The sequence below is a fragment of the Rhizobium mayense genome, assembly GCF_030272705.1.
GTDB classification, from domain to species: Bacteria; Pseudomonadota; Alphaproteobacteria; order Rhizobiales; family Rhizobiaceae; genus Rhizobium; species Rhizobium mayense.
The window spans coordinates 1-480 of sequence record NZ_JARFYM010000120.1 but is presented as its reverse complement, the minus strand read 5'-3'; the positions used below and the strand labels follow the sequence as shown (position 1 = coordinate 480).

1 protein-coding gene is annotated in these 480 nt (G+C 60.2%); it reads right to left on the bottom strand.

Translation table 11 applies throughout. The annotated features are described in order from the left end of the window. Window positions 1–447 (bottom strand): response regulator transcription factor (locus PY649_RS35350; protein ID WP_285873622.1); only part of this gene is annotated, 447 nt, incomplete at its 3' end. Window positions 448–480: the final 33 nt, after the last annotated feature.

The following is a 480-nucleotide window of genomic DNA, read 5'->3' as shown; positions in this document are numbered from 1 at the left end:
CCCCGACGCGACCAATTGCAGAACCTCGCGCTCGCGCGTTGTCAGGGATTCGTATCGCGCACGGAGGGATTCGAGTTCGCGCTCCAGCTCCTTCAACCTAATATCCTCGACCAACGCGCATGCAATCGCGTCCATCATGTCCTGGTCGCGGAAGGGCTTCGATAGGAAGTCAACGGCACCGGCCTTCATCGCCCGCACAGACATCGGTATGTCTCCATGGCCGGTTATGAACAGGATGGGCAAGCGCTCTCCCCGCTTTAAGAGTTCGGCTTGAAGGTCGAGCCCGCTCATAAGGGGCAGGCGCACGTCCGTGACCAGGCAGCGGACACCCTCAGGCAGGGGCTTTGACAAAAGCTCGAGTGCACTCGCGTAAAGCGCGGACCGATATCCCGCGGATCTGACAAGGCCATCGAGGGATTTAAGGACCAGCTCATCGTCGTCAACGATGAGTACGATCGGCGCGGTGCTAGAGCTCGGCTG